Annotated in this window: 17 protein-coding genes and 2 tRNA genes; 16 read left to right on the top strand and 3 right to left on the bottom strand. The window is 62.5% G+C overall.

From position 1 onward, the window contains the following. Positions 1-51 precede the first annotated feature (51 nt). Positions 52-189, bottom strand: a complete 138-nt coding sequence (gene rpmH / locus G6N81_RS08140) for a 50S ribosomal protein L34 (protein WP_155048808.1) — start codon at positions 187-189, stop codon at positions 52-54. A gap of 285 nt (positions 190-474) precedes the next feature. On the opposite strand from rpmH, the gene dnaA reads away from it, so the two are divergent. The 12 genes from dnaA (at position 475) to G6N81_RS08080 (ending at position 13,549) form a co-directional block, all read left to right on the top strand. After that, entirely contained in the window at positions 475-1,875 is a 1,401-nt protein-coding gene (gene dnaA, locus G6N81_RS08135) for a chromosomal replication initiator protein DnaA (protein ID WP_165135427.1), read from the top strand. 582 nt (positions 1,876-2,457) lie between these two features. Continuing rightward, the gene (gene dnaN / locus G6N81_RS08130; protein ID WP_165135424.1) at positions 2,458-3,603 is read left to right on the top strand and encodes a DNA polymerase III subunit beta; all 1,146 of its coding nucleotides are present in this window, start codon (positions 2,458-2,460) and stop codon (positions 3,601-3,603) included. Positions 3,604-3,655: 52 nt separating this feature from the next. Then, the gene (recF, locus tag G6N81_RS08125) at positions 3,656-4,825 is read left to right on the top strand and encodes a DNA replication/repair protein RecF (RefSeq protein WP_165135421.1); all 1,170 of its coding nucleotides are present in this window, start codon (positions 3,656-3,658) and stop codon (positions 4,823-4,825) included. Beyond that, on the top strand, positions 4,822-5,316 hold the full coding sequence (locus G6N81_RS08120; protein ID WP_165135418.1) for a DciA family protein: 495 nt from the start codon (positions 4,822-4,824) through the stop codon (positions 5,314-5,316). Before recF ends, G6N81_RS08120 begins: the two co-directional genes overlap by 4 nt. Before the next feature lie 118 nt (positions 5,317-5,434). Further along, on the top strand, positions 5,435-7,507 hold the full coding sequence (gene gyrB, locus G6N81_RS08115; protein WP_165135415.1) for a DNA topoisomerase (ATP-hydrolyzing) subunit B: 2,073 nt from the start codon (positions 5,435-5,437) through the stop codon (positions 7,505-7,507). Positions 7,508-7,535: 28 nt separating this feature from the next. Then, entirely contained in the window at positions 7,536-10,085 is a 2,550-nt protein-coding gene (gene gyrA / locus G6N81_RS08110; RefSeq protein WP_165135412.1) for a DNA gyrase subunit A, read from the top strand. Beyond that, the gene (locus G6N81_RS08105; RefSeq protein ID WP_165135409.1) at positions 10,082-10,486 is read left to right on the top strand and encodes a DUF3566 domain-containing protein; all 405 of its coding nucleotides are present in this window, start codon (positions 10,082-10,084) and stop codon (positions 10,484-10,486) included. Before gyrA ends, G6N81_RS08105 begins: the two co-directional genes overlap by 4 nt. 87 nt (positions 10,487-10,573) lie before the next feature. After that, positions 10,574-10,647: transfer RNA gene (locus G6N81_RS08100), tRNA-Ile, on the top strand. Between the two features lie 30 nt (positions 10,648-10,677). Then, positions 10,678-10,750, top strand: a tRNA-Ala gene (locus G6N81_RS08095). Positions 10,751-10,951: 201 nt separating this feature from the next. Continuing rightward, entirely contained in the window at positions 10,952-11,992 is a 1,041-nt protein-coding gene (locus G6N81_RS08090) for a methionine ABC transporter ATP-binding protein (RefSeq protein ID WP_165135406.1), read from the top strand. Further along, the gene (locus tag G6N81_RS08085) at positions 11,989-12,669 is read left to right on the top strand and encodes a methionine ABC transporter permease (RefSeq protein WP_165135403.1); all 681 of its coding nucleotides are present in this window, start codon (positions 11,989-11,991) and stop codon (positions 12,667-12,669) included. Before G6N81_RS08090 ends, G6N81_RS08085 begins: the two co-directional genes overlap by 4 nt. A gap of 37 nt (positions 12,670-12,706) precedes the next feature. Further along, positions 12,707-13,549 carry a MetQ/NlpA family ABC transporter substrate-binding protein gene (locus G6N81_RS08080; protein WP_165135400.1) on the top strand — a complete coding sequence of 281 codons (843 nt, stop codon included), beginning with the start codon at positions 12,707-12,709 and terminating at the stop codon, positions 13,547-13,549. Positions 13,550-13,603: 54 nt separating this feature from the next. Here G6N81_RS08080 and mgtE read toward each other — a convergent pair whose 3' ends face one another. After that, positions 13,604-14,953 (bottom strand): magnesium transporter, encoded by a 1,350-nt coding sequence (gene mgtE, locus G6N81_RS08075; RefSeq protein WP_165135397.1) that lies wholly within the window; start codon positions 14,951-14,953, stop codon positions 13,604-13,606. 110 nt (positions 14,954-15,063) lie between these two features. Between mgtE and G6N81_RS08070 the strand changes: the two genes are divergently transcribed. Next, complete coding sequence (locus G6N81_RS08070; protein WP_165137853.1) at positions 15,064-15,837, top strand: TSUP family transporter; 774 nt, start codon at positions 15,064-15,066, stop codon at positions 15,835-15,837. 31 nt (positions 15,838-15,868) lie between these two features. After that, positions 15,869-17,467, top strand: coding sequence for a threonine/serine exporter family protein (locus tag G6N81_RS08065; protein ID WP_241244920.1), 1,599 nt, complete (start codon positions 15,869-15,871; stop codon positions 17,465-17,467). A 16-nt stretch (positions 17,468-17,483) separates the two neighbouring features. On the opposite strand, the gene G6N81_RS08060 is transcribed toward G6N81_RS08065, so the two are convergent. Further along, a complete protein-coding gene (locus tag G6N81_RS08060; RefSeq protein WP_165135394.1) occupies positions 17,484-18,683 on the bottom strand; it encodes a sensor histidine kinase in 1,200 nt (399 codons plus the stop codon). Between the two features lie 168 nt (positions 18,684-18,851). On the opposite strand from G6N81_RS08060, the gene G6N81_RS08055 reads away from it, so the two are divergent. Together G6N81_RS08055 and G6N81_RS08050 are read left to right on the top strand one after the other, a co-directional pair. After that, positions 18,852-19,502, top strand: coding sequence for a response regulator transcription factor (locus G6N81_RS08055; protein WP_165135391.1), 651 nt, complete (start codon positions 18,852-18,854; stop codon positions 19,500-19,502). A 71-nt stretch (positions 19,503-19,573) separates the two neighbouring features. Further along, the gene (locus tag G6N81_RS08050) at positions 19,574-20,065 is read left to right on the top strand and encodes a transposase (protein WP_165135388.1); all 492 of its coding nucleotides are present in this window, start codon (positions 19,574-19,576) and stop codon (positions 20,063-20,065) included. Positions 20,066-21,071 lie beyond the last annotated feature (1,006 nt).

Genomic DNA, 21,071 nt, shown 5'->3' with positions numbered 1-21,071 from the left:
AGTCCCGCGAGTGATGCGCTGTGGTCGCGCGAGCACTCCCGTAGCTCTGCGTTACGCCGAGAGCTCGGTGCGGCCCTTGCCGCGGCGTGCGTTGAGGATGGCGCGACCGGCGCGGGTGCGCATACGGGCACGGAAACCGTGCTTCTTGGCGCGACGACGGTTGTTGGGCTGGAAAGTGCGCTTGCTCATAGTGTTCTCACTCCGGGAGGAAGTGTCACCGGAATCTACGGGGCCGGAGACGTCATGCAGGGATGCCCGAAATGGGCACAAGTCAACCGGAACAGGCTACGACGACAAGCTGTGGTGCGCAAACTGTTGGGCCAACCTGTCAGTACCTCCACAGCCCTGCCGCTGTTCGCACAGAGACACGCGACAACTTCGTGCACACCGTTTGCGTGATTCCCGCGACGTGACTACCGTAACCACAGTTATCCACAGGTTGTGGAAATAATTCTACTCAGGGGGAGAGTGCGGATGACCGACGCTCCGGACGTGCCAATCTGGCGCCTCGTCATCGCGGAACTCGAAGAAGACGAGCGGATCACTCCGCAGCTCATGGGCTTCCTGCACCTGGCTGTTCCGCAGGGGACGATGGGCGGGTCCCTCTACCTGGATGTTCCGAACGACCTGACGGCCGGTCAGATCAACAAGCGCATGCGCGAGTCGATCATCGATGCGCTGCAGAAGATCGCCGATCCCGAGGTGACCTCGTTCAAGGTGGTTGTGAACCACGAGCTCGCCGACCAGCCGTACGTTCCCGAGAACGACTCCTCGTCGCCGGAGGCAGCGCGGGAGCCGGAGCGTCAGTCGACGCGTCCGATCGAGACGCCCCACGTGCAGTCGCGAAGCGAAACGCGCCTCAACCCGAAGTACACCTTCGACAACTTCGTCATCGGACAGTCCAATCGGTTCGCTCACGCCGCGGCGGTGGCAGTGGCCGAGGCCCCGGCGAAGGCATACAACCCTCTGTTCATCTACGGCGACTCCGGGCTGGGAAAAACGCACCTGCTGCACGCCATCGGCGACTACGCACAGAACCTCTTCCCCGGCGTGCGCGTTCGCTACGTCTCCAGCGAAGAGTTCACGAACGACTTCATCAACTCGATCGCGAACAATCGCGGCGCAGCATTCAACGCGCGCTACCGCGACCTCGACATCCTGCTGATCGACGACATCCAGTTCCTGCAGGGCAAGGCGGAAACGCAGGAAACCTTCTTCCACACGTTCAACACGCTCCACGATCACGACAAGCAGGTCGTCATCACGAGCGATGTGGCGCCGCGTCTTCTGACGGGCTTCGAGGACCGGATGCGCTCCCGCTTTGAGTGGGGCCTGATCACCGATGTGCAAGCCCCCGACCTCGAAACGCGTATCGCCATCCTCCGAAAGAAGGCGTCCAGCGAGCGCATCTACATCCCTGAAGACGTGATCGAGTACATCGCGTCACGAGTGTCGACCAACATCCGAGAGCTCGAGGGCGCGCTGATTCGCGTCTCGGCCTTCGCCAGCCTGAACCGATCGGACGTCACTCGCGAGCTCGCCGAGGGCGTTCTCCGGGACATCGTTGACAAGCCGGAAGACACGGTTGTCTCACCGTCGGACATCATCGACGCGACAGCGCAGTACTTCCGGCTCTCCGTCGACGATCTCTATGGCCCCGGCCGCGCCCAGGCTGTTGCTCAGGCCCGGCAGATCGCCATGTACCTGTGCCGGGAACGAACGAACCTCTCCCTGCCGAAAATCGGGCAGCTCTTTGGCGGTCGCGATCACACAACCGTGATGTACGCCACGAAAAAGATCACTGAGCTGATGAAAGAGAAACGGCACGTGTACAACCAGGTGCAGGAAATCACCGCTCAGCTCGGCCGTCGCTGAGAGTTCTCTCCACAGCCGCGACACCTTCGGGCGCGTCGATTTTGACGAGTTATCCACACGTTTTCCACAGGGCGATGTGCCGTCGATGCGCGTCATTCCGGGGAACGTGCGCCCCGCCACGGTGTCTCCCGCGTGAACAACGGGTGTCGTTGTCCCCATGAGGCTCTTGACAGGCCACAGCTCCACGCGTTAAGAGCTCTCCCCAGTGTGCATAACCTGTGGATAACTGTGGATGAGTGAGCCCTTAACTGTGCAGGACACGCGCTAGGTGTGTGTAAACAGCTGTGCACACTCCGAAGGCCGGTTTCCCACTGTCCACGTGCCGTCCGCAGCTCATCCACAAATGCCAACCGTGTAGTTCCTTACTCCTGACCAGCATCCACAGAGTTATCCACAGTCTCCACAGCCGTTAACGCTGTTAAGAGATCTCTGTTTTAAAGGGGCTCCGATCACCTCAAGCGGCGACGAGCGGCAAGCGGGATCAGACCAGCCCGCTAGCATGGGTTTCCCGCGACCAATGGATCTGGCAACAGCCAATTCCGCTGTCGCGCAAACGCTCTCGGATCCCAGAGGGGGAGTTACGTGAAATTCCACGTGAACCGCGACGTCTTCAGCGACGCCGTCTCGTTCGTCGTCAAGCTGCTCCCGCAGCGCAACCCGCAGCCGATTCTCGCGGGCGTGCTGATCGAAGCAACCGACGATGGTTCGATTTCACTCTCCGCATTCGATTACGAAGCATCAGCTCGGACGACTGTCGACGCTGTTGTTGATGAGCCCGGAACGATCCTGGTCCACGGCAAGCTGCTCAACGACATCGCAAGTCGTTTGCCGCACGCACCGATCGAGATTTCCACCGAAGAAGATGGCAACGTCGCCGTCGTTTGTGGTCCTGCTCGGTTCGCCCTGGCATCGATGCCCGTCGAGGAATATCCCGCGATTCCCGAGGTGTCGGGACAGTCCGGCCTTGTTCCCGGAGAAGATTTCGCAACAGCAATTGCGCAGGTCGCGTTCGCCGCATCGCGCGACGACGTCACCCCAGTTCTCACTGGCGTGCAGCTGGAAGTTTCCGAGAACGGGCTGAGCCTCGTTGCGACCGACCGTTACCGCGTTGCGCTGCGACAGATTCCGTGGGACGGCAGCGAGGGCGCACAGTCCGCGCTTGTTCCGGCACGCACTCTGACCGAGGTCGGTAAGACCTTCTCCAACGGCGGAAACATCTCCGTGGCGTTCTCTGGTGAAGGTGACCGCGAGATCATTGCCTTCACGGCGGGCAACAAAACGGTGACGTCGCTATTGATTAACGGCAACTTCCCTCCCGTGCGCCGTTTGTTCCCGGAACAGACCGGCCACTACGCCGTGGTGAACACCGCGGATCTCCAGGAGGCCGTTCGCCGCGTTGCTCTTGTTCTCGACCGGTCGGCGCCGCTGCGCTTCACGTTTACGCAGAACGAGGTCACGATGGACGCGGCCGGAGGCGATCAGGCCAGTGCCTCCGAGTCGGTCGACGCCACGCTCACGGGCGGCGACGATGTCACGTTGGGCCTGAACCCGCAGTACCTCCTCGACGCACTCGGCGCCGTCAAGAGCGAGTTCGCGCGCATCACGTTCACGTCCAGTGACAATGCGAACAAGCTCAGCCCGATTCTTGTCACGGCGCAAACATCGGTCGATGACGCCGGAAACGACAACTTCAAGTACCTTCTGCAGCCCAACTTGCTCTTGCGTTGATCCCCGGCCCGTCGACTGAAGTGCCGGTGGCGCGGAATGGAGGCGTGCAGACATGATCGTTGAGCACCTCAGCCTCGTCGATTTCCGCAACTATGCGCACGCGGAGCTGGAGCTTCGGCGAGGGACGAACCTGCTCGTTGGGCGCAACGGACAGGGAAAAACGAATCTCGCTGAGGCGATCGCCTATCTTGCGACGCTGGGTTCCCATCGCGTTTCCGCTGATGCTCCTCTCGTTCGGGAGGGGAAAGATGCGGCTTTTGTTCGTGCCCGTCTCGTTCACGGAACGCGCGCCGTCACCCTCGAGCTTCAGATCAACAAACAGGGGTCCAACAAGGCGCGCATCTCCGGCAACCCGGTGAAGACAAACGAACTGCCGCGTTACGCTCACGCGGTGTTGTTCGCGCCGGAGGACCTACAGATCGTGCGCGGAGATCCGTCATCGCGTCGCCGCTTTGCCGATCAGCTGCTCGTTCAGCGAGCGCCACGGATGTCGAGCGTTATCGCCGACTACGACCGCACGCTGCGACAGCGGACGACACTGTTGAAGTCCGCCCGAGCGCGGGGAATGAAGCTCGAACAGCTCACGACGCTCGAGGTGTGGGACGACAAGCTCGTTTCGCTCGGCACGCAAATTATCGATGCTCGCACCGCGCTGGCGGCCGATCTTGCCGGTCCCGTTGCGAGGGCGTATGCGGCGATCGCCGGAGAGGACCACTCGCCGGAGCTGGCGTGGGCGTTGTCGATCGGCGGCGCCGACCCCGAAGAGAGCAAGTTGGAGGCCACGGACTCCGGTCCGACCGCCGATCTGTTCCGCCGCGCGTTGGTGGCTCGACGCTCGCAGGAGCTCGAACGCGGTCTGACTCTTGTTGGCCCGCACCGGGACGATCTCGTGATGCGGCTGCGGGGGCTGCCCGTGAAGGGATACGCCTCCCACGGGGAAAGCTGGTCATCGGCGCTGTCGCTTCGCCTTGCCTCGGCCGAACTTCTGCGGTCAGAATCCCCGGGAGGCGACCCGATCCTCATCCTCGACGACGTCTTTGCCGAGCTTGATGCTGCTCGGCGACGCCGACTGGGTCAGGTCGTTGCCGACTATGAACAGGTGATCGTCACGGCCGCCGTTGCCGGCGACATCCCCGATCACCTGCGGGAGCATGCCGTTCGTATTGAGGGCGGAGAGGTTCTCGGGCCACTGGCCGAGCACCCGATCGAGGAGGGCGCGTGAGTGACGAACGCCCGCCGGGGATTCCCGAGACGATCGCCACCTATTTGCGCCTGCGCGGTCTTCCGCTGAGCAAGGCTGCTCAACGCCGCAAGCGGTGGCGAGGGGAACCGGACGGCAGTCAGCCGTTTGCCAAGGGGCGCGATCCCCAGCCCCTCGGCGATGCCATTGCGGCGCTGACGACGGCCAGCGGATGGACACCGCAGCTGGAGCGCGAGGAGATCGCCCTGAACTGGGAGACGATCGCCGGCGCCGATAACGCCGCGCACTCGCACATCGAGACATTCGCGCAGGGCCTTGTTGTTGTGCGATGCGACTCCACGGCGCGCAGTAAACAGATGCACCTGCTGCGCTCTCATGTGCTCACACGCATCATGGAGCTGTACCCCGAGGCCGGGGTGAAGGAGATTCGCTTCTTTGGGCCCGACGTCCCTACTTGGAAACATGGCTTCAGGCGTGTTCAGGGGCGCGGACCGCGCGATACCTACGGGTAGGACAGGGGACATCCTCTCAAGAGGCATTTTCTCGCGCGAGAGGGCCTGTCACGGCGTTCGCGCGTGCGCGAGAGGGTAGGATGAAAGGTGCTGTCCTACCTGAAGGAGCGACCTTTCCATGACGAGCGATTCCCCTCAGAACGAGCCTGACAACATCGGCCACGACGCAGGGGGCGATCACACGCCGGGCGAACCGCAAAAGGTCGCAAACGAATACGGTGCGGACGAGATCCAGGTCCTTGAGGGCCTGGAGGCCGTTCGCAAGCGGCCCGGTATGTACATCGGTTCGACGGGTCCGCGCGGCCTGCACCACCTGGTGTACGAGATCGTCGACAACTCCGTCGATGAGGCGCTTGCCGGGCACTGCGACACGATCACGGTGACGATGCTGGCCGACGGCGGCGTGAGCGTCGTCGACAACGGCCGCGGCATCCCCGTTGACATGCACAAGATCGAGAACCGTTCGACCCTTGAGGTTGTTCTGACGGTTCTGCACGCCGGCGGAAAGTTCGGCGGCGGCGGATACGCCGTCTCCGGTGGTCTGCACGGCGTTGGATCCTCGGTGGTGAACGCCCTGTCCGTGCGCCTGGAAGCTGTTGTCAAGCGCCAGGGCAACGTGTACCGACAGTCCTTCGAAAAGGGCGGCGTCCCCCTCGGCCCGGTCCAAAAGGGCGAGGAAACGACCGAAACCGGAACCTGCATCACCTTCTGGCCTGACCCCGAGATCTTCACCGAGACGGTGGAGTTCGAATACGAGGTTCTTCGCACGCGCTTCCAGCAGATGGCGTTCCTGAACAAGGGCCTGCGCATCGAGCTGTTCGACGAGCGGCCGACGTCAGTCGAAGAGGTCGAGACGGCTGAGGGCGCTCCGGAAACCAAGCAGCGTCACGATGTCTTTCACTACGAGCGTGGCCTCATGGACTACGTCGACTACATCAACAGTGGCCGTAAGGCTGAGCGCGTCCACGAGGACATCATCAGCTTCGAAACCGAGGACGGGGACCGCAAGATCGCCCTCGAGGTGGCGATGCAGTGGACCACGTCCTACAGCGAGAACGTGTTCACCTACGCGAACACGATCAACACGCATGAGGGCGGAACGCACGAAGAGGGCTTCCGCTCGGCGCTGACGAGCCTGGTCAACCGCTACGCACGCGCGAACAACATCCTCAAGGAAAAAGACGACAACCTCACGGGTGACGACGTCCGCGAGGGCCTCACCGCTGTCATCTCCGTCAAGCTGTCCGAGCCCCAGTTCGAGGGCCAGACGAAGACGAAGCTCGGCAACACCGAGGCGAAGAGCTTTGTGCAGCGCATCGTGACGGACGAACTGGGTGACTGGTTCGAACGCAACCCGAAACAAGCCAAGAACGTCATCACGAAGGCCATCGAAGCCGCAACGGCTCGCATGGCGGCCCGTAAGGCCCGCGAGACCGCTCGCCGCAAGAGTGTTTTTGAGTCGGCCGCGATGCCCGACAAGCTCAAGGACTGCACCAGCAAGGACCCCTCGATCAGCGAGGTGTTCCTCGTCGAGGGAGACTCGGCAGGCGGATCGGCCGTCAGCGGCCGAAACCCCACAACGCAGGCGATTCTCGCCCTGCGGGGCAAGATCCTCAACGTTGAGCGCGCGCGTATCGACAAGGCCCTCGGCAACAAAGAGGTCCAGGCGATGATCCAGGCCTTCGGCTCTGGCATCGGCTCCGAATTCGATGTCGAGAAGTCTCGGTATCACAAGATCGTGCTCATGACCGATGCCGATGTCGACGGTCAGCACATCACGACGCTGCTGCTCACCCTGTTGTTCCGCTACATGCGCGGGCTCATCGAGGCCGGTTATGTCTACCTCGCGATGCCGCCGCTGTACCGCTTGAAGTGGACGAACGCCACCCACGAATACGTCTACAGCGACCGAGAGCGCGACGCGCTTCTGGCGCTCGGCAAGGAACAGGGCAAGCGTCTGCCGAAGACCAACGAGGGCGGTGTGCAGCGATACAAGGGTCTCGGTGAGATGAACGCCGAGGAACTGTGGGAGACCACGATGGACCCGGAGACGCGCACCCTGCGTCAGGTGACGATCGAAGACGCGGCCGCCGCCGACGAGATCTTCTCGATCCTCATGGGCGACGACGTTGAGTCTCGCCGCAGCTTCATCCAGCGCAACGCCAAGGACGTCCGCTTCCTCGACATCTGATCGAGAACAGCGGAGAGAGATTACGGACATGACTGACCAAGAACGTCCCGACCCCAACGCCGGCCACAACCACGGCCGCATCGACCAGGTCGACCTGCAGTCCGAGATGCAGCGTAGCTATCTCGACTATGCGATGAGCGTCATCATCGGGCGCGCGCTGCCCGATGTGCGTGATGGCCTCAAGCCCGTGCACCGCCGCGTGATCTACGGCATGTACGACGGCGGATACCGACCCGATAAGTCGTTCTCCAAGTGCACCCGCGTTGTCGGCGAGGTCATGGGTCAGTACCACCCGCACGGCGACTCGGCGATCTATGACGCGCTCGTTCGCCTCGTGCAGCCATGGTCGATGCGTTATCCGCTGGCGCAGGGCCAGGGGAACTTTGGCACCCCGGGTAACCAGGGTGCGGCCGCGCCGCGTTACACCGAGACGCGCATGGACCAGCTCGCTCTCGAGATGGTGCGCGATATCGAAGAAGAGACCGTCGACTTCGAGGACAACTACGACGGACGTACCCAGGAGCCGACCGTGCTCCCGGCGCGCTTCCCGAACCTCCTCGTCAACGGCTCGGTGGGTATTGCCGTCGGCATGGCCACCAACATTCCGCCGCACAACCTCCGTGAGATCACGGAGGGCGCGCTGTGGGTGCTGGACAACCCCGAGAAGCCCCGCGAAGAGCTGCTCGCCGGCCTGATGCAGATGATTCCCGGACCTGATTTCCCCACCGGTGCGCAGATTCTCGGCACCAAGGGCATTCAGGACGCGTACCGCACGGGCCGTGGTTCCATCACGATGCGCGCCGTTGTGAACATCGAAGAGATCCAGGGTCGCACCTGCCTCGTCGTCACCGAACTGCCGTACCAGGTCAACCCCGACAACCTCGCCGTGAAGATCGGCGAGCTGGCCCGCGAGGGTCGCGTTCATGGCATCGCCGACATTCGCGATGAAACCTCGGGCCGCACGGGACAGCGACTGGTCGTTGTGCTCAAGCGCGATGCTGTGGCGAAGGTTGTTCTCAACAACCTCTACAAGCACACCGATCTGCAGACCAACTTCGGCGCCAACATGCTGGCGATTGTCGACGGCGTGCCGCGCACGCTGCCGCTCGACCGTTTCATCACCCTGTGGATCGAGCACCAGCTCGAGATCATCGTGCGCCGCACGCGTTTCCGTCTCCGCAAGGCGGAGGAGCGCATGCACATCCTGCGCGGATACCTCAAGGCGCTTGACGCGCTCGACGAGGTCATCGCCCTCATCCGTCGTTCGCCGACGGTGGACGACGCGCGCTCCGGCCTGAAGTCGCTGCTCGACATCGACGATCTGCAGGCTGATGCGATTCTCCAGATGCAGCTGCGCCGCCTCGCGGCCCTCGAGCGTCAAAAGATCGTGGACGAAGCACAGGAGCTCGAGGCGAAGATCGCCGACTTCCGCGAAATCATCGCCTCAGATGCTCGTCAGCGGGCGATCATCAAGACCGAGCTCACGGCGATCGTCGACAAGTTCGGTGACGAGCGTCGCTCGCAGATTCTGCACGGCTTCGACGGCGATGTGTCGATGGAAGACCTCATCGCCGAAGAAGAGGTTGTTGTGACGGTTACGCGTGAGGGCTACGTCAAGCGCACCCTCAGCGCCAGCTACCGTTCGCAGCACCGTGGCGGAAAGGGCATCCGCGGAGCGCAGTTGCGCGCCGACGATGTTGTCGAGCACTTCTTCGTTACAACAACGCACCACTGGATCCTGTTCTTCACCAACTCCGGTCGTGTGTACCGCGTTAAGGCGTATGAGCTTCCCGAAGCCGGTCGTGACGCCAAGGGCCTGCACGTTGCCAACCTGCTTGCGCTACAGCCCGACGAGACGATCGCCGAGGTCATCGAACTCAAGGGCTATGACGACGCGGAGTATCTCGTTCTTGCCACACGCAACGGCCTGGTGAAGAAGACGCGTCTTACCGAGTACGACTCGAACCGTCAGGGTGGCATCATCGCCATCAACCTGCGCGATGGCGACGAACTGACAGACGCCATGATCGTCAACAGTGACGATCACCTGATGCTGATCAGCCGCAAGGGCATGTCGCTGCAGTTCCCCGCATCCGATGAGTCGCTGCGTCCCCTGGGCCGCGCAACCTCCGGCGTCAAGGGAATGTCGTTCCGTGAGGGTGACGAACTGCTCAGCGCATCGGTCGCACGGGAGGGCACCTTCGTGTTCACCGTGACCGATGGCGGATGGGCCAAGCGCACGGCAATCAGCGAATACCGCCAGCAGGGTCGAGGCGGTCTCGGAATCAAGGTTGCCAAGCTCGCTGACGACCGCGGCGAACTGGCCGGCGGCCTCATCGTTCAGGAAGACGATGAAGTGCTGGTCGTGCTCGCCAAGGGCAAGGTGGTACGCTCGGCCGTCGTCGAGGTCCCCGCAAAGGGCCGAGACACCATGGGCGTCGTCTTCGCACGCCCTGCCAAGGGAGACCACATCCTCACAATCGCCCGCAACAGCGAACGCGGTTTGAGGGAGGATGAGGAAGAGGACGCAGCCTCGGCAGAAGAGACTGCACCCGAGACCACAGAGAGTGACGAATGAGCACGGTAGCCGACAAGCTGGCCAAGAAGTCAGCGCAGAAGTCGAAGTCGAAGCAGGTGCGCCTGCGCCTCGTCTACATCGATTTCTGGTCCGCAGTGAAGCTGTCGTTCCTCGTGGCGATCGCCATCGCGATCGTGACGCTGGTGTCCTTCCTGCTGATGTTCCTCGTGATCCAGTCCACGGGCCTCATCGCCCAGGTGGATGAGTTCGTCGGAAGCTTCAGCGACGGCCGATTCTCGATCGAAGCTGCCGTCGGGCTGCCACAGGTGTTCGCCTTCGGCTCCGTCGTCGCGATTCTCAATCTGGTTGTCGTGACGGTGCTCGGCGCCGTCGCCGCCGGTATCTACAACATGTGCGTGAAGATCACCGGCGGGCTCCTCGTCGGCTTCACATCAAACTAACAGGCGCGCCCGGGCGGCTTGATTTTTGCGATCCGCCCGGGGTCCGATAAACTCTTGCAGGTTGGCAGGTAGCGATACACGCCACATGGGGCTATAGCTCAGGCGGTTAGAGCGCTTCACTGATAATGAAGAGGTCCCAGGTTCAAGTCCTGGTAGCCCCACTCTGCAACTGAATATCAATACCCATTTTCGGGGCCTTAGCTCAGTTGGTAGAGCGCCTGCTTTGCAAGCAGGATGTCAGGAGTTCGAATCTCCTAGGCTCCACAGTCAGAACCCCCGGCCACGCGCCGGGGGTTCTTTGTTTCTGGGCGCCGGCACCGTTCGCGGGCGGCGCTCGGGTAGCTCAGCATCGCCCGCCGTCACACAACGTCGTCATTTTTCGTTTATGTGCGTGCGGGATGTCAGGGTGGGAGCGCCGCCACTCGACAAACGGGTGGCGTTTCTCGTCACCACCTGGAGGCCCGCATGATCGAACTGCGTCAGGTCAGCAAGGTGTACCCGGGCGGTGTGACGGCGCTCGACGGCGTTGAGCTATCGATTTCCGCGGGAGAAATCCACGGGATCGTTGGCCGATCCGGCGCGGGGAAGTCCACGCTGATCCGCTGCCTCACGGGGCTGGAGCCCGCCACAAGCGGCGAGATAACGATCGACGGCGCCGATATCGCGACCGCACGCGGAAACGCGCTGATGAAGGCACGTCGCAAGATCGGAATGGTCTTCCAGCACGTGAACCTTCTCGATTCGCGAACGGCGGAGAAGAACATCGCACACCCCCTGGAGGTGGCGGGTGTTCCGGCGGGTGAACGTCGACGGCGCGTGAACGAGTTGTTGGAGCTGGTGGGTCTCAGCGACCGGCGAGACAACTATCCGGCGCAGCTGTCGGGTGGGCAGAAACAGCGCGTTGGAATCGCCCGCGCTCTGGCCGCCGAACCGCGCGTGCTGTTGTGCGACGAGCCGACATCAGCGCTCGACTCCGCGACCACACGCCAGATTCTGACGCTGATCCGCTCGCTCCGGGATCGCCTGGGGATCACGGTGGTCATCATCACTCACGAGATGTCCGTCGTTCGGGAGATCTGCGATTCGGTATCGCTGCTCAGCGAGGGACGGATCGAGCGCACAGGTGCCCTTCTCGACGTGATCCGCGACACCGACTCCTCTCTGTCGAAGGAGCTCATTTCCCTGCCGCCTTCGGCGCACCTCGATGCCGGGGAGACCATCGTCGAAGCCCTCGTCTCCGAGGGAACGACCGGGGTGGGTGAGCTGTTCGCGTTGTTGGGCCGCAACGGTTTTCGTGCACAGATCGCGGCAGGAACGATCGAGACCATTCAGGGCCATCAGGTGGGCCGGCTTCACTTCACAACCGAGCGCCGCGATGAGGCGGAGCGCATGGTTCTCGCCCTGCATGAGGCGGGCGTTCACGCCGAGCTGACAACGGCGGGCGCCGTCGACCGAGAAGAGGCCGCACGCCGCGATGACGAACTCACGGACGGGGAAGAGCGATGATTCGCGCCGCGGAGGTCTTCTGGGACAACCCCGTCTTTCACGGACGGCTGTGGGAGGCAACAGCAGAGACCGTTCTGATGATGGTCTTCACGACTCTCGTGGTCGCTGCGCTGGGACTTCCGCTCGGCGTGCTGCTGCACAGCACGAGCGCGAAGGGGTTGACGCCCACGCCCGCTGTCTATCGCATCGTGAGCTTTATCGTCGACATTGGCCGGTCGATTCCCTTCATCATCCTGATGATCGCGCTGATTCCGTTCACCCGTTTTGTCGTCGGCAGCGCCCTCGGGTGGCAGGCCACGGTTGTTCCCCTCGCCGTCGGCGCCATTCCGTTTTTCGGACGGATGGTGCAGAACGCGCTGCGCGAGGTCGACGCCGGCAAAATCGAGGCCGTGCAGATGATGGGCGCCACCCGGGTTCACATCACCTTTCAGGTACTCATCCGCGAGGCCCTGCCGGCGATTGTCGGAGCGCTCACCGTGACGGTCGTGACGCTGATCAGCTACACGGCCATGGCGGGAACGATCGGCGGCGGCGGTCTCGGCGCTCTCGCCATCGACTACGGCTATCGCCGGTACCAAAGCGACACGATGGTCGCGTGCATCGTTCTGCTTGTCGCGCTCGTTGCGCTCATGCAGTGGATCGGCGACACCATCGTGAAAAAGATCGATCACCGCTGAGAAGCGGTTCCTACACATCACAGAAAGCAGCATCACTATGCGACGCATTGTCACCATTTCGGCCGCCGTGGCGGCATCCGCCCTCGTTCTGAGCAGCTGCGGAGCTGCCGGCGGCGGGGACCAGCAGGTCGGCTCGGAGAGCGACGGTATCACCACCCTCACGGTGGGCGTTTCGCCCGTTCCGCACGGAACGATCCTCGAGTTCGTTGCCGACGAGCTGGCCGCGGACGCTGACCTCGACATCACCATCGTCAGCTACGACGACTACGCGCTGCCGAACCGCGCACTGGTGGACGGGGAGCTCGACGCGAACTACTTCCAGCACCTGCCCTACTTCGAATCGGAGTCGGAGAGCCAGGGGTATGAGCTTGCTCACTTCCCCGGTGTGCACATCGAGCCGTTCGCGCTGTACTCCAACGACTACGACGACGTCTCGGAGCTGCCGGACGGCGCCACAATCGGGATCAACAACGATCCCTCCAACCAGGGCCGCGCCCTCGACCTTCTTGCGAAGGCCGGGCTCTTGACCCTCGACCCCGACGTTGAGGTTGTTCAGGCAACGGTGGGCGATGTTGTTGACAACCCGCACGACCTGCAGTTCATCGAGGCCGATGCCGCGTCACTCGCACGCACACTCGACGATGTTGACGCATCGGTGATCAACGGCAACTTCGCCATCGAGGCGGGCCTGTCGCCCACGCTCGACGGTCTGATCGCCGAGGGCGGGGAGGACAGCCCGTACGCGAACTTCCTCGCCGTGCGCGCAGGAGACGAGACAAATGAGGCGATCCTGAAGCTGGACGCCCTTCTTCGCTCCGACGAGGTGCGTGCCTTCATCGAGGCCACATGGGACGACGGAGCGGTTGTTCCGGCGTTCTAAACCTCCTTTAGAGACGACGGTGGCCCCGCGCACTGCGCGGGGCCACCGTCGTCTCTAAAGGCCCATCAGCCAGGTGGCAACGCCGAAGTACACCAGCAGACTCGTCGCGTCGCAGAACGTCGCGATGAACGGCGTCGAGAAAACGGCCGGGTCGGCGCGAACGGCCTGGGCGATCAGCGGCATCGCGCCGCCGACGGTCGCGGCGAGGGTGCAGATGAAGATCAGCGTCAAGCCGATGACCTCGCCGAACTCAATGCCAAACACGAGGCTCGCGAGCACAAATCCCAGCCCGCCCAGCAGCGCGCCCAGCATCATGCCAACGCGCACCTCGCGCCACATCACCAGCAGAATGTCGCGCGGTCTCACATCACCCATTGCGAGAGCGCGCGTGAGCGTTACGGCAGCCTGCGACCCGGTGTTTCCGGCCGTTCCGGTCAGAAGCGGAACGAACAGCGCCAGCTGGATCACCTGTTCCAGCTTGTCTTCGAACGCCCCCAGCACTTGCACGGTCAGCAGGGCGGAGACGGCAAGCAGCAGCAGCCACACCACACGCGAACGGACGAGGCCGAATAGCGGAGAGGCCAGGTAGGGCCGGCGCAGGGGTTCCGCACCACCCTGACGGGCCGCGCGACGCGTTTCCGTGCGTTCCAGGATCTGCTGGGCGTCGTCGATCGTGACTAGGCCCAGGAGGCGGTTCTCGCTGTCCACAACGGGCGCTGCGAGCAGCTGCGCGTCCATGATTTCGCGCGCCGCATCTTCGGCCTTGTCGATTGAGTGCAGAGTGATCGGCTGGTCGCGCATGTGCGTGCGCACGAGATCGTCGGGGTCGCCCATCACCAGCCGACGCAGGCTGATCACACCGAGGAGTCGCCGATGGGCGCTGGTCACGGGCAGTTGGTAGATCGTCTCGGCGCCGATACCGCGCGCGCGAACGTGTTCGAGCGCTTCACGCAGGGTCATGTCGCCGCGCAAGCGCACGTACTCCGTGCTCATGTACCGGCCGATGGCATCGGCATCGAAGCCGAGCATCGGAGCGGTCAGAGCGCGTTCGGCAGGCGAGAGGCCCGACATGAGAGCTTTCGCCACGCCCGCCGGAAGCTCGTCGATCAGCTGAGCACGGTCATCGGGGTCGAGCTCCTCGAACACCTTCGCGGTGTCCTCGTCGCGCAGCCCCTGAATCAGCTCCGAGCGCATTTCGGGCTCGAGAAGCTCGAACACCTCCAGCGCACGGTTGCGCGACAGCAGCCGATAAATGATCGCGCGATCGCGCGGATCTTCACGCTCCAGAAGGCGCGCAACATCGTGGGGGTCGTAATCCGTGATCACCTTCGAAACGGAGGAGAGCGACCGTTCTCGGAGTGCCCCATCCATCCGCTCGATAAGTTCGTTGAACTCGTCGTCCATGCGCACCTCCTCCGTGATTCCGTGTCGTGCCAAGAGAACCCTAGACCAGCAAAGACAAGATGACGCGTGCGTCACGCTATCGCGCCGCCCAGACGTAGGCTCGCGGGGTGATGGACCTGGACCTGCTCACCGTGTGCCTGCTGCTTGTCGCCGGTCTTTTGGCCGGATGGGTCGACGCTGTTGTGGGCGGCGGCGGGCTGATTCAGCTACCGGCATACATGCTCGTTCCGGGGATCACACCCCTGCAGGCGCTGGCGACGAACAAGCTGTCAAGCATCATGGGAACGTCGGTTGCGGCGGCAACCTACGCCAAACGGGTGAAACCGGATCCGCGCACGGCGCTGCCTCTGGCTGTGGCCGCACTCGCCGGCGCTATCGGCGGGGCGATGCTCGCCACGTACATTCCGGAGGACGCATTTACGCCGATCATTCTGGTCGTACTCATTGGCGTCGGCATGTTCACGGTGTTCAAGCCCAAGATGGGCGTAGCGACAGTGCAGCGCTGGCAGGGGAAGAAGCACATTCTTGCGGCGACGATCATCGGGCTCACGATTGGTGTGTACGACGGTGCGCTCGGTCCCGGCACGGGATCCTTCTTCGTCATCGCGCTTGTCAGCATTGCCGGCTATGCCTTCATGCCAGCCTCAGCGCTCGGAAAGATCGCGAACTTCTGCACCAACCTCGGCGCACTGATCTTCTTCGTTCCGGCAGGACACGTGATCTGGGGACTCGGGCTGGCCGTTGGCGGCGCCAATCTCGTCGGCGGCTGGCTGGGCGCACGTATGGCCGTTTCCCGCGGATCTCGGTTTGTCAGAGTGGTATTCATCTGTGTGATTGCCGCACTGATCCTGAAGTTGTCTTACGACTTGATCAGCGGCACCTGATTCACGGGGTTCGGCTCGTTACGCTCGGAAGATGGGTGACGAGGGTAAGCGCCGCGGGATGTTCGACGGCGTGAAGCGGGCGCTGTGGAGCGACCCCGCCAAACGCGCCATGACCGAGGCGATGCCGATCGTCGATGACGCCATGGCCCAGCGCGTTATCGATCTGGCGATGCGCGTTTCCGAGGTGATGCTGTCGGTGGGCGCTCCCGCGAAAGAGGTTGTTCTCGCGGCGCTGCGCATCTCACGCGCGTACGGCCTCAAGAGCGTCCACGTTGATGTCACCTACAACTCCGTCACGGTGTCTGACCACCGCAATGGCACGGGAAGCCCGATCACCGTGATGCAGGTCGTTCGGTCCTCAGCGCCCGATCATCGCAAGCTACAGCGACTGCAGCAGTTGGTCACGGACATCGAGGACGGGATGCCGCTGAACGACGCCGTCGGGGCGTTCCACGCCATCCGCCGCACCCCGTTCATGTACCGCGCTGGTGTCGTCGTGCTTGTCCAGGCGCTTCTGGCGGTATCCGTTGCGCTCATGTTCGGTGCGAGCTGGGTAATGCTCCTGGCCGTGCTCATTGCGGGGTTCGGGGTGGCCATCGCGCGGCTCGGGCTCGCGCACCTGCGCGTTCCTGCCTTCTTCAGCCAGGTGCTGGGAGGCGTCGTTCTGGTGTCGATCACCGCGTTCATCGCCTGGCTGGGCAACGCCGGGATAGAACCGTTCGTCGATGTCAGATCGGGACTCGTGGTCTCGGCCGGAATCGTTCTGATGCTCGCGGGCCTTGCGGTTGTTGGGGCGGCGCAGGACGCCATCGACGGATTCTCGCTGACGGCTGGTGGCCGCATCCTCGACCTCACGGTGCTCACCATGGGCGTTGTCGTTGGCATCCTCATTGGCCTCGAAGCCGCCAGCCATTTCGGATTTGGACTGGTGGTGCCGACGGAGGCCATGCAGCTTGGTTCGCTTGCCCAGCAGATCGCCGGCGCAACTCTTGTGGCCGTTTCCGTTGCCATCATGAACGGTGGCGGAATGCGCATCGTCCTCGTCAGCGCCGGGCTCGGGGCGATCGCGTGGATCGTGCAGGACATCCTCGTCGGACCTGCTGGTCTGCCCGCATCGGCGGCCGTGTTCGGAGGAGCGCTGCTGGCCAGTTTCATCGGGTCGCTCGTGTCCGATCGCCTCCATGTGCCGTCTGTCGCCGTGACAACAGCAGCCATTGTGCCGATGGTGCCGGGCGCTGTTTTGTTCCGCGGTCTTCTCGGCGTGATGGGCGCGGGAGACGATGTTTCCGGGTTCATGGCGGCGTTTGACTCGCTCTGGACCGCCGCGATGATCGCAATCGCGCTGGCGGCTGGCGCCACACTCGGCCTGTTCATGGGGAGTCCGCTGCGCGCGCGCATCGGTGGCAAGCGCGTGGCGCTGCGCTCAAAGCCCCGCGTCCTCGCGGGCGCGGGTACCGCCGCGTTCGAGGTTGTTCCTTCGTACATCGACGAACAAACCCGCCCCGTCACCTCGGCCGACGTTATCTCGACGCTGCCGATCGCCGCAGCAGACCAGACCCCAACGGTCGCAGATACCGACGATCCCCACCCGCTGACCAAGCCCTACGATCCGGAGGAGGACGAGCGCTGAGCGCTACGGCCTGCGATTATGAATAGCCTTGGATAGCCAGGGCATCAGTGCGTAGTGCATTACCGAACGGGCTTATCGGCAACGCGATGCGCAGAGTCCATGTCGTGTCGTCACGTTCCGCTGTCAAGACGCCGCTGAGCTGGTCCACTCGGGCACCGAGCCGGGGGAGCCCGCGCCCCGATGTGGTTCGGGCGTTGGGTGCGGGAACCAACTCGTTGGTGGTGGTCAAGATGACGTCACCGTGCTCGATCGTGAGTGCGTAAGAAACGGGCGAATCGGGACGGGCGTGTTTGATGATGTTCGTAGCTGACTCCCGGATTGCGCGTGCCAACGTCGACTCGAGCAGCGTTGATGGCACATCGGGTACATCCGAAGTGGTCACCGCGAACCCGAGCTCGCTGAGCTCCAGTGTGACATCTCGCAGGGCGTCGGTGATGGTGTCGTGTGGGGAAAGATCCTCACGCCCGTCAATCAGGCGGCGCACGTCCGCGAGAGCCTTCGCCGCCGACTCACGGATCGCACGCAGCGAAGTGTGAGCTTCAGAACTGGTCTGAAGACGCGTGAGTAGGTGGCTGTGCATGATCACCACCGTGAGGTCGTGAGCGACGATGTCGTGCAGTTCGTCGGCGATGCGTTCGCGCTCGTCCGCGAGTGTGGTCGCTGCCATCAGCTCAGCGGTTGCGAGATCGTGCGCGGTGCGTTCGCGTGCGTTGACGAGAAAACGGGTGGTTGCTCCCATAAAGGTACAGATGGTCGCAAGAAGGAGGATTGCGAGAGCCGCACCGGGCGGACCTCCATTGATGGTGACAAGATACCCGCAGATCACCAGGGCGATGACATGGCTGGCGCTGAGCCACAGGCTGCACGTGTAGACGACGAGGCCGGCAGCGAAGACCGCGACGCTGAGCGCCACGCCAGGCTCTTCATCAATGAGCCAGGTGTACGACAGCGCCGTCATCACGATTGTCGCAACGGGTGGATGCCACAGGAACAGTGTCAGCGACAGGAGAAGACCGAGGTCGAAGACGTAAAGAATTGGTGCGTAGTCGAGAGGCTCCCACAGTTCGAGAAGTTTTCCTCCGATAAGGATCACGAGGAGGATCGACAGGACAAGCTTCGCGACGCGGCCCAGGGGACGAAATTCGAAGAACCGATATTGCCGCAGATCGGCTAACTCGAGCCGAAACGTGTCCAGCACTCCTGTTTGCGCGCTCACCGTTTCCCGCACACCGTGAACACACTGCACCACCACGGCCGACGTCGGGCCAGAATCTGCAACACATCAACCATGGTTGTGATGCTCCTGTTGTGTCCAGTCTGACGGAGGGCCGCAGACGAGTGTGGGTGATCGAGGGGGAGGTTTTGATCAGATTATCCTGAGTCAATGGCCACGATCCGCGTTCTGATCGCCGACGACGAACCGCTTATCCGGCGGGCGCTCTCGGCGTACCTCGAGGCTGACGCCGGAATCGAGGTTGTCGGTGAAGCCAGAAATGGGCTGGAAGCCGTGTCGATGGCTCGTGCGCTCCGCCCCGACGTGGCGATCGTGGATCTGCGCATGCCGCGGCAGAACGGGACGACAGCGGTTGCGGCGATCGTCGAGCAGGCTCCAGAAACGAAGTGCCTGTGCGTGACCAGCCTCGGGACGGAGCGAGCCGTTCTCGATGTGATTCGCGCTGGGGCGCGCGGGTACATCGTGAAGGACGCTCTGCCCGACGACTTTGCGCAGGCGGTGCGGACGGTGCACGACGGGGGCTACGCGTTCGGTGATCACGCCGTCGGTCGATTGATTGAGAACGCCCGATCTCGTCCCGAGAAGCGCGCTCTCACAGAAGCTGAGGCTCTGACGCCGCGCGAACTCGAGGTTGTGCAACTCCTCGTTCGAGGCCTCTCGAACGGCGAGATCGCGACGGAGTTACACATCGGTGAGTCCACGGTGAAGACTCATGTCAGCACAATTATGGCGAAGTGGCAGGTGCGAGACCGCGTGCAGGTGGTCATCCGCGCATCAGAAGTCTCCCTCGACGAAATCTGAGATCAACGTCTCCAGCTCACCTTGGGCTTTCATCGTTGATTGCTGCCGGGCTCGCATCATGAATGAGAAAAGTGATCCTGACCTGGGATAATAGTACCTATCGAGAGTACGTATTCAGCGTCTTCGCGGTGAAGAATACTGGGCCGTTTCCCCGTCTTCATATCGACACGGCGAATATCCCATTGCCGGGCACGCCGGTGGGGATGATGACCGAGACGATCCGGACGACGGGCCTGTACAAAGACATGTCCGAAATGCTCGAACTGTCGTGGAGACTTCTGGCCACTCAGGACTCGGCGAAGGTGATCCTTGACCCGGCGATAAACCTCGCGCTGGGAGGTGGTGATCTCAGAGATCCGGCCACCTTGTGCGCCGAACTCGCGCTCTACGGCCCGGTCGCGTCGGACCCGACCATGTCCCGCACGATCTTCACGCTCGCTACAGAACCTCGCCGGGCACTGACAGCGATTAACGCAGCCAGGCAGACCGCGCGACAGGCTGCGTGTGGATGCTCGCCGGTGAACACGGGTCGAACGAATGCGCCACCGCGGATAATCCCCTGATCGTCGATCTGGACGCAACGCTTCATTCACCACGAACGCCCGCCCGAGGTCAGTTGCAACGCCGGCAGCTACGGCACCGCCTGCGGGCGCGCTGTGAGGACCGCATCCGCCAGGCGAAAGACATCGGCCTGCGCAACCGTCCGCTACACGGCACTCTGTCGCACCAACAAGAATGAAACGAGAGCACCGACGCTCGGCCGGTCGTACCGAAGAAGCTAACGAGATATTGAGGATCGTGCCCCAGAACGGGCCGATTCCGCGAAGAAATCCCAGGTCAACAGCACTCAGATCCTGGAAACCTGCGCAACCCAATCCAGGTCGGGACAGTGAACCCCTGGAAACGGCCTGACGGTGAGGTAAAATGCCGACCTCATACCTCCGGAGGATATTTGATTGTTGACCGCGGGAAAATCTTGACGACTGCTGAACATGCGTATTACGGTGACCGAATCGGCAGGTAACCTTCGCAGCGAGTTGTTTTTATTGAAATGAGAAACATGAATGCACGACGTCGCATCTCAGCGGTGGTAATCGGTATAATTGTGGCTTTCGCCACGGTGGTCCCTTTGGCGCCTGCTACTGCGAAAGTTGTGGTAGGTATAGACGGTCAGTGGATAAGTTCATCCGGGGCCAATTTCTCCATCGACGATGGTGAGTCCGCCTTCTGTACGGGTTGCTCGGCTTATAAGCGTGAGACTGTCGTCGTTAATGGGCCGACCCATTACTCTTTTCGTCATGTGCGCGACCTAACGCACGTGTGGGGAAAGACTGATGGGTACACCTGGAGCACAACGACTACGACTTCCGCCACGCTTTCCGCGGATATCGGGGTCAGTGCCAAATCGATCGCGGGGGATATCGGTGTATCGAGTAGCAAAACCAAGTCCTATGGTGTCAACTTTAAGGTCAAGGCTGATGCTCGAAAGTTCTCAAAGCTAGCGCTATATTCAGACTTCAAGCGGTATTATGTGAAGTCCAGGACGACGAACATGGGTGTCACTGGGAA

This window comes from Microbacterium amylolyticum, from assembly GCF_011046975.1.
Taxonomy (GTDB): Bacteria; Actinomycetota; Actinomycetes; order Actinomycetales; family Microbacteriaceae; genus Microbacterium; species Microbacterium amylolyticum.
The sequence above is the reverse complement of the archived record's forward strand: the minus strand, read 5'-3'. Positions and strand labels throughout refer to the sequence as shown.

Excerpts from the sequence above, each read along its gene's own strand:
- gyrB (WP_165135415.1), top strand. The coding sequence starts at position 5,435 with ATGACGAGCGATTCCCCTCAGAACGAGCCTGACAACATCGGCCACGAC.
- G6N81_RS08070 (WP_165137853.1), top strand. The coding sequence starts at position 15,064 with ATGGACCTGGACCTGCTCACCGTGTGCCTGCTGCTTGTCGCCGGTCTT.
- dnaA (WP_165135427.1), top strand. The coding sequence starts at position 475 with ATGACCGACGCTCCGGACGTGCCAATCTGGCGCCTCGTCATCGCGGAA.
- G6N81_RS08105 (WP_165135409.1), top strand. The coding sequence starts at position 10,082 with ATGAGCACGGTAGCCGACAAGCTGGCCAAGAAGTCAGCGCAGAAGTCG.
- G6N81_RS08085 (WP_165135403.1), top strand. The coding sequence starts at position 11,989 with ATGATTCGCGCCGCGGAGGTCTTCTGGGACAACCCCGTCTTTCACGGA.
- G6N81_RS08090 (WP_165135406.1), top strand. The coding sequence starts at position 10,952 with ATGATCGAACTGCGTCAGGTCAGCAAGGTGTACCCGGGCGGTGTGACG.
- mgtE (WP_165135397.1), bottom strand. The coding sequence starts at position 14,953 with ATGGACGACGAGTTCAACGAACTTATCGAGCGGATGGATGGGGCACTC.
- G6N81_RS08080 (WP_165135400.1), top strand. The coding sequence starts at position 12,707 with ATGCGACGCATTGTCACCATTTCGGCCGCCGTGGCGGCATCCGCCCTC.
- rpmH (WP_155048808.1), bottom strand. The coding sequence starts at position 189 with ATGAGCAAGCGCACTTTCCAGCCCAACAACCGTCGTCGCGCCAAGAAG.
- G6N81_RS08055 (WP_165135391.1), top strand. The coding sequence starts at position 18,852 with ATGGCCACGATCCGCGTTCTGATCGCCGACGACGAACCGCTTATCCGG.
- G6N81_RS08065 (WP_241244920.1), top strand. The coding sequence starts at position 15,869 with ATGGGTGACGAGGGTAAGCGCCGCGGGATGTTCGACGGCGTGAAGCGG.
- recF (WP_165135421.1), top strand. The coding sequence starts at position 3,656 with ATGATCGTTGAGCACCTCAGCCTCGTCGATTTCCGCAACTATGCGCAC.
- gyrA (WP_165135412.1), top strand. The coding sequence starts at position 7,536 with ATGACTGACCAAGAACGTCCCGACCCCAACGCCGGCCACAACCACGGC.